The organism is Bacillus sp. XB1 (assembly GCF_053557995.1).
This window is the reverse complement of the sequence record NZ_JBNRIL010000013.1, coordinates 1-5,680: the sequence shown is the minus strand read 5'-3', so window position 1 is coordinate 5,680 and position 5,680 is coordinate 1. Positions and strand designations below refer to the sequence as shown.

6 protein-coding genes and 1 rRNA gene are annotated in these 5,680 nt (G+C 33.6%); 1 reads left to right on the top strand and 6 read right to left on the bottom strand.

The window, feature by feature from the left end; genetic code table 11:
* A 5S ribosomal RNA gene (rrf, locus tag ACK1U5_RS27565) occupies positions 1-92 on the top strand; the annotation flags it as partial.
* A gap of 76 nt (positions 93-168) precedes the next feature.
* On the opposite strand, the gene ACK1U5_RS27560 is transcribed toward rrf, so the two are convergent.
* From ACK1U5_RS27560 to ACK1U5_RS27535, 6 genes are all read right to left on the bottom strand, one after another.
* The gene (locus ACK1U5_RS27560) at positions 169-627 is read right to left on the bottom strand and encodes an ASCH domain-containing protein (protein WP_001072418.1); all 459 of its coding nucleotides are present in this window, start codon (positions 625-627) and stop codon (positions 169-171) included.
* 358 nt (positions 628-985) lie between these two features.
* Positions 986-1,783, bottom strand: coding sequence for an undecaprenyl-diphosphate phosphatase UppP (gene uppP, locus ACK1U5_RS27555; protein ID WP_001279960.1), 798 nt, complete (start codon positions 1,781-1,783; stop codon positions 986-988).
* 17 nt (positions 1,784-1,800) lie between these two features.
* Positions 1,801-2,538 (bottom strand): ABC transporter permease, encoded by a 738-nt coding sequence (locus tag ACK1U5_RS27550; protein WP_000247716.1) that lies wholly within the window; start codon positions 2,536-2,538, stop codon positions 1,801-1,803.
* Positions 2,531-3,460 carry an ABC transporter ATP-binding protein gene (locus tag ACK1U5_RS27545; protein WP_069604762.1) on the bottom strand — a complete coding sequence of 310 codons (930 nt, stop codon included), beginning with the start codon at positions 3,458-3,460 and terminating at the stop codon, positions 2,531-2,533. Before ACK1U5_RS27545 ends, ACK1U5_RS27550 begins: the two co-directional genes overlap by 8 nt.
* 68 nt (positions 3,461-3,528) lie before the next feature.
* Positions 3,529-4,542 carry a sensor histidine kinase gene (locus ACK1U5_RS27540; RefSeq protein ID WP_061139567.1) on the bottom strand — a complete coding sequence of 338 codons (1,014 nt, stop codon included), beginning with the start codon at positions 4,540-4,542 and terminating at the stop codon, positions 3,529-3,531.
* The gene (locus tag ACK1U5_RS27535) at positions 4,532-5,245 is read right to left on the bottom strand and encodes a response regulator transcription factor (protein ID WP_000651991.1); all 714 of its coding nucleotides are present in this window, start codon (positions 5,243-5,245) and stop codon (positions 4,532-4,534) included. Before ACK1U5_RS27535 ends, ACK1U5_RS27540 begins: the two co-directional genes overlap by 11 nt.
* Positions 5,246-5,680: the final 435 nt, after the last annotated feature.

Here is a 5,680-nt window from a genome sequence, read left to right as displayed (position 1 = left end):
ACACCCGTTCCCATACCGAACACGGAAGTTAAGCTCTCTAGCGCCGATGGTAGTTGGGACCTTGTCCCTGTGAGAGTAGGACGTCGCCAAGCAACTTTAAGACGAGTCAGAATGACTCGTCTTTTTTGTGTTTTATAAAAATAAGAATGGCTGGTAAATCTCAGTTTATTAAAATTTCACTTTATTGTTCACATCAACAAGTTCAAAACGCTCACAGACGAGTAACATATCTTCAGAGAAATTAAGACCAAGCTCATTTAGTTCCTTTGTAAAAAAACGAACATGGGTGTCTCTCCAGTAATTATAAGTACGATCTCCTTCGCCTTCAGCGATAGCGAATTCTTCGCTTACTTCATTCATTGGTGTTACAGTTACTTCTATTGTCTTAATAATAGCTACAGGTTCATCATTACTATTGAGTATAATACTATAATCAATAGTAGTCGGTAGTGATTCATGTTCTAATTCATAAAAAATGTGACCGGAGCATGTAGCGGTTTTAATACCGTCAATTACTAGTTGTGCAAGATAATTAGGGGCATCCCCAAATTGCCAAGCTGTAACAGATTCTGGTTTTTTGTTGTTTCCCCAATAAGTATCCCAATATGTTTGTGCTAATTGATTCATTTTTATCGTTACCTCACTCTAATTCATATTTAGTCTCTTTATAATTCCTAGGAAATTTACTTACTTATTTAGTATGTCTTTGTACTCATTTAAAAGTTGTAGCGGTGTGTTGCAAATTAAAAAGATACTATGTGGAGTGAATATAGTTTGTAAATATGTTCTGTACATATATGGAATCTTTAATTTTCCAATTGCATTTTATGATAAAGGATGTAGTTACTTAAAGAACGTTCAGATTATGAATGGTAGTTTATTATCACTATGCCATATTGAAGTGAGTAATACTAGAGTTAAAATAGATGAAAAAACTGATATTCTAAATTGAATATCAGTTTAATAATATGTGACTTATATGCATCTATAGCAATACGAAAAGCGTAAATAAGATAGCCAACAAAATACGATAGTACGCAAAAGGTTTTAAACCTATCTTCTCTAAAAGCTTTAGAAAAGTTACTACCGCTAGCATCGCTACTATAAAAGAGGTAATGAATCCTACCGCAAACATAGGGATGTCATCGACACTTAAATACTTCCAACTTTTTAGTAAGTCTAAGCCTGTAGCCCCAATCATTACAGGAAGAGCTATTAGAAAAGAGAATTCAGATGCAGTCTTATAATTTACTTTTGCTAATAGACCTCCAGAGATAGTAGAGCCAGCTCTAGAGAAGCCAGGGTATACTGCTAAGCACTGAAATAATCCGATTGTTAAAGCTTGGCGGTATGTTAAATCGTCCAGTGAATAGGCTGCTGCCTCTTTCTTTTTTACTTCTGCAAAGAGCATAAGAATTGCACCTGCTACAAGTCCAATCACAACAGTGTATGGCTGGAATAAGTATGTTTTAATAATATCATGTAATAGCAAACCAGCAACCACTGCCGGAAATACGCCAAGAAATACATGGAACGCGTTGAATTTTTTTTCTTTCTGTAGAAGTGGCTTAATATTACATAAAGAAACGAGACGTTTATGATATAAAATTGCAATGGCTAAAATTGCGCCTAGCTGAATAACAATTTCAAACGTTTTCGCTCTTTCTCCCTCAAAGCCTAATAAATGCCCGACTAATATAAGATGGCCAGTAGAGGATATAGGTAAAAATTCAGCTAATCCTTCTACAATACCGAGTATGAAGGCAATAATGATATCGCTCATAGTTTCACTCCTACAAATTAATGAATGTCTACTTTTTTAAAATAGAATAGTGTTGCAATAAATCCGGAAATTGTCGTTACTGCAATGATGATATAAGAATACTCTGGTGGATATGTCGGTTGTAATTCGTTATTTGCGATATCTAGAGTAGCGGTCCACGGAAATAAATCTTTATGCTTGGAGTTTACGAGCATAAGATTAGTCATTGTAATAATGACTGTTAATATAATGGGCGGTACATAGCTCTTCATTACAAGAGTTAGTAGCACAATAGGTGAAGACAATAGAAAGAGAAGTCCACCACATATTAAAAATTCTAGGAAAGAACCTAAAAGTAAAGAAATGTTAAAGCCAGGGAAGTTCCCCAATAGCCCTAATATTAAAGTAAGTGCCCAAGCGACTAAAGTTAGCATCATAATCCAAAGAAAGAGAATGATGAATTTACTTATAATAAAGCTAATGCGCGACACGGGGATAGTTAGTAAATTTTTCAGTGTATCTTCTGCATATTCGCGGGTAAGCAAATATGCAACCACTACTCCATATAAGGGGAATCCTATAACTAAAGTAGTATATAAGTTAACGTCAGTGAATAATTGATGGAACCAAATAGTTGGAGTAGGCTGTTTTGTTTTTATATGTATATAAGAGGCTACTACAACTAAGAAAGGTGCGACACCAGCACCAATAATGCTAATTAAAAACATATTAGAGCGTTTTAGTTTTAAGAGTTCTGTATAGAGTAGATTAACCAATTGTTCCACCTCCAACTAGTTTGGTGAAATAATCTTCTAGTCTATCTTCGCTTATCATCATTTTTAATACTTCAATACCATTAAGAACAAATGTTCTGTTTATGTATCCTTGTTGTCCAAAATGAGAGTAAATACGAATATTTCCTTCATCATGTACTTCATAATCAAAAATTTGAAGATGATTTTCTAATAACATCACAGCTTTATCGTCATTATTCACTTGAAACTCTATGTACTTACGGTTTGCTTTGCGCAGCGTATCAAGAGAAACTTCTTCTAGTAACTTTCCTTCATGAATAATTCCGATACGATCGACCAACTGTTCTATCTCGGCTAATATGTGACTAGAAATGAGTATTGTTATATTTCTTTCTTGAGCTAAAGAATGAATAAGTTTTCGCATTTCTTTAATACCAATAGGGTCTAGTCCGTTAGTTGGTTCATCTAATATGAGTAGCTCAGGATAATGGAGAAGAGCGCGTGCAATTCCTAAGCGTTGCTTCATTCCTAAAGAATACTTTCCTACTAACTTTTTTGTCTCATGCTGCAAGCCTACTATTTCTAATGCTTCTTCGATAGCATTCTTTTTGTGAACCCCAATTATCTTTGCATTAATTAGTAGGTTTTCTTTTGCAGTTAAGTTTTCATAAAATCCTGGAACTTCAACTATAGAACCAATTCTGCTTAAAATATCTTTTTGATTTTGGAATAAGTTCTCTCCGAATATTTCAATCGTTCCACTTGTAGGTTTTATAAGACTAAGCAGCATACGAATGGTTGTTGTTTTACCAGCACCGTTGCGGCCTATGAAGCCATAAATCTCTCCTTGTTGAACATTAATATTTAAATTATCTACGGATTTTTGATTGCCATATACTTTAGTAAGGTTAGTCGTTTTTATAATTGTATTTATAGGAAACACCTGCTTTCTATAAGTTCTTACTTACATCATAAAAAGGAAGGCTTAACTGCATATTAATCATTTCTTAACTATTTCTTAAAAGTATTGTGTTTTGGAATAGAAAAGCCAAAAGTAGTTCGTTTCCATGGAGTACTTTCAACCCATATATGCCCACCATTTTTTTCAACGAGTGCTTTAGAAATAGAGAGTCCGAGACCGCTACCACCAAATGAAGAGTTTCTTGATTGTTCGCTTCGGTACATTCGCTCAAATACGTTTTGTAAATCATGTTTTGGAATACCAGGGCCTTGATCCCAAATATGAAGTTCGTATTCTGCATCAGCTTCTAGCAATTCGACTCCTATTGTTTTCCCATCCTTTCCGTAATAAATTGCATTTTTCATTAAATTACCGATAATCCGCATAATGCTTAGATGATCTGCGATGATAGGACAAGTAGACTCTGGTATGCGAATTTGCAGTTCGATGTTATGTTTTGAGAGCTCAGGTAAAAATTCAATCAAAACTTCTCTAGTAACTTCAGAAAAGTCGAGTTCTTCTTCTTTTAGTGGAAATTCATTAGCGTCTAGCTTCGCCATATTGAATATTTCATCAACTAGGTGCTTTAAGTTATTTGATTTCATATAGAGTATTTTAAGATATTCTTGTTTTTCTATTTCAGAAGCAGCAACTCCGTCTTTCAAAGCATCTATATATCCGATAATGGAGGTGAGTGGTGTTCGTATATCGTGGGAGATACTAGACAAAAGTTGTTTTCTGGATTCCTCGGATCTTTTGGCTTCAATCTGAACCTGCTCTAATTTAGCTATTAGCTCGTTTATTGAAAAAACGATATTATGTAATGAGTGGTCATTGCTTGTGAATAATCTCGTTTGTAAGTTTCCTTTTAGTACACGACTTAATTTAGTATCCATTGCTTTACGATGTTGAATGAATTGTATTCTTGAAAAGAAGAGATAAATTGTAATTAAGATAAGGATAATAAATAAAGACATTTTTAATCTTGGGCCCATTTGTATGTTTAAAATCCCGCAAATGATAAGTTGTAATGAAATAAGGAAGAGGGTTTTATCAGTCTTCAAGCTTTTCACCTACAAACTTATAACCAATTCCCCATATAGTCTGAATGAATTTTGGATTGGAAGGGTCAATTTCTATTTTCTTTCTAAGTTTTCGAATATGTACCATAACGGTATTGTCATCTTCTATATAATTATCGTCCCACACATTTCGGAAGAGCTGTGTTTTTGTAAATACTTGCCCTGGGTTTGAAGTAAAGAATTTTAACAGTTCCAATTCTTTTCCGGTTAAGCTAATTTCTTCTTTGTTTGTATGAACTGTGTATGTATTTAAATTGATAGTTAGTCCTTTAAAAGATAAAGTTGTTTTTTCTTGAGCAGTATTGTTACTTCCGAGAACTAAAAAACGCCGCATAAGAGCTTTTACTCGTGCAATTACTTCGTGAATGCTGAAAGGTTTCGTAATATAATCATCAGCACCAATGCTTAAACCTAAAATTTTATCAACTTCGTGATCTTTAGCTGTGAGCATTAATATAGGTACGTTAGTTTTATCTCTAAGTTTTTTACATACCTCGATTCCATCTATTTTGGGCATCATAAGATCTAATATAACGAGGTTATATTTATTTTGATTAAATAAATGCAAGGCTTCTTCGCCGTTGATTGCAGTGTCTACCATGTATAATTCTCGTTCTAAATATATTTTTAATAAATTTCGGATTTCTTTATCGTCGTCTGCTATAAGGATACGTATATCTTTCATATCTTCACCTGCTTCTAATAGAGTTTTATTGATAGTACAACAACTTTCTAATTATATACTAGTATTTGTTAAAATAAGGTTGCTAGTTTTGTTGGAGGAAAACGTCCACACAAGTTAAGTCTAGAGTTCAAATTAACTTGAATATATTTGGAAAAATAAATTAAAGAGAAGCAGAAGGTGTGCTCCGATAATGAAATCCTATAGAGACGTATCTAGCTAAAAGAGCATAAAAATATTAAATTGAAATTATTTATAAAAAGGTGTTGACGATTATACTTTAGAGGTGTAATATAGAACAAGTCGCCGATGACAATAACGTCGAAAGCGACAAACGAAATAAAAAACTTAGTTGACATTGAAAGATGAAAATGTTAACATAAGGAAGTCGCAAATGAGCGGCTAAGTAGTTCTTTGAAAACTGAACGAAACAAACAA

Bases quoted from the DNA above. Each gene is read 5' to 3' on its own strand.
- ACK1U5_RS27560 (WP_001072418.1), bottom strand. From the start codon at position 627: ATGAATCAATTAGCACAAACATATTGGGATACTTATTGGGGAAACAAC.
- uppP (WP_001279960.1), bottom strand. From the start codon at position 1,783: ATGAGCGATATCATTATTGCCTTCATACTCGGTATTGTAGAAGGATTA.
- ACK1U5_RS27535 (WP_000651991.1), bottom strand. From the start codon at position 5,245: ATGAAAGATATACGTATCCTTATAGCAGACGACGATAAAGAAATCCGA.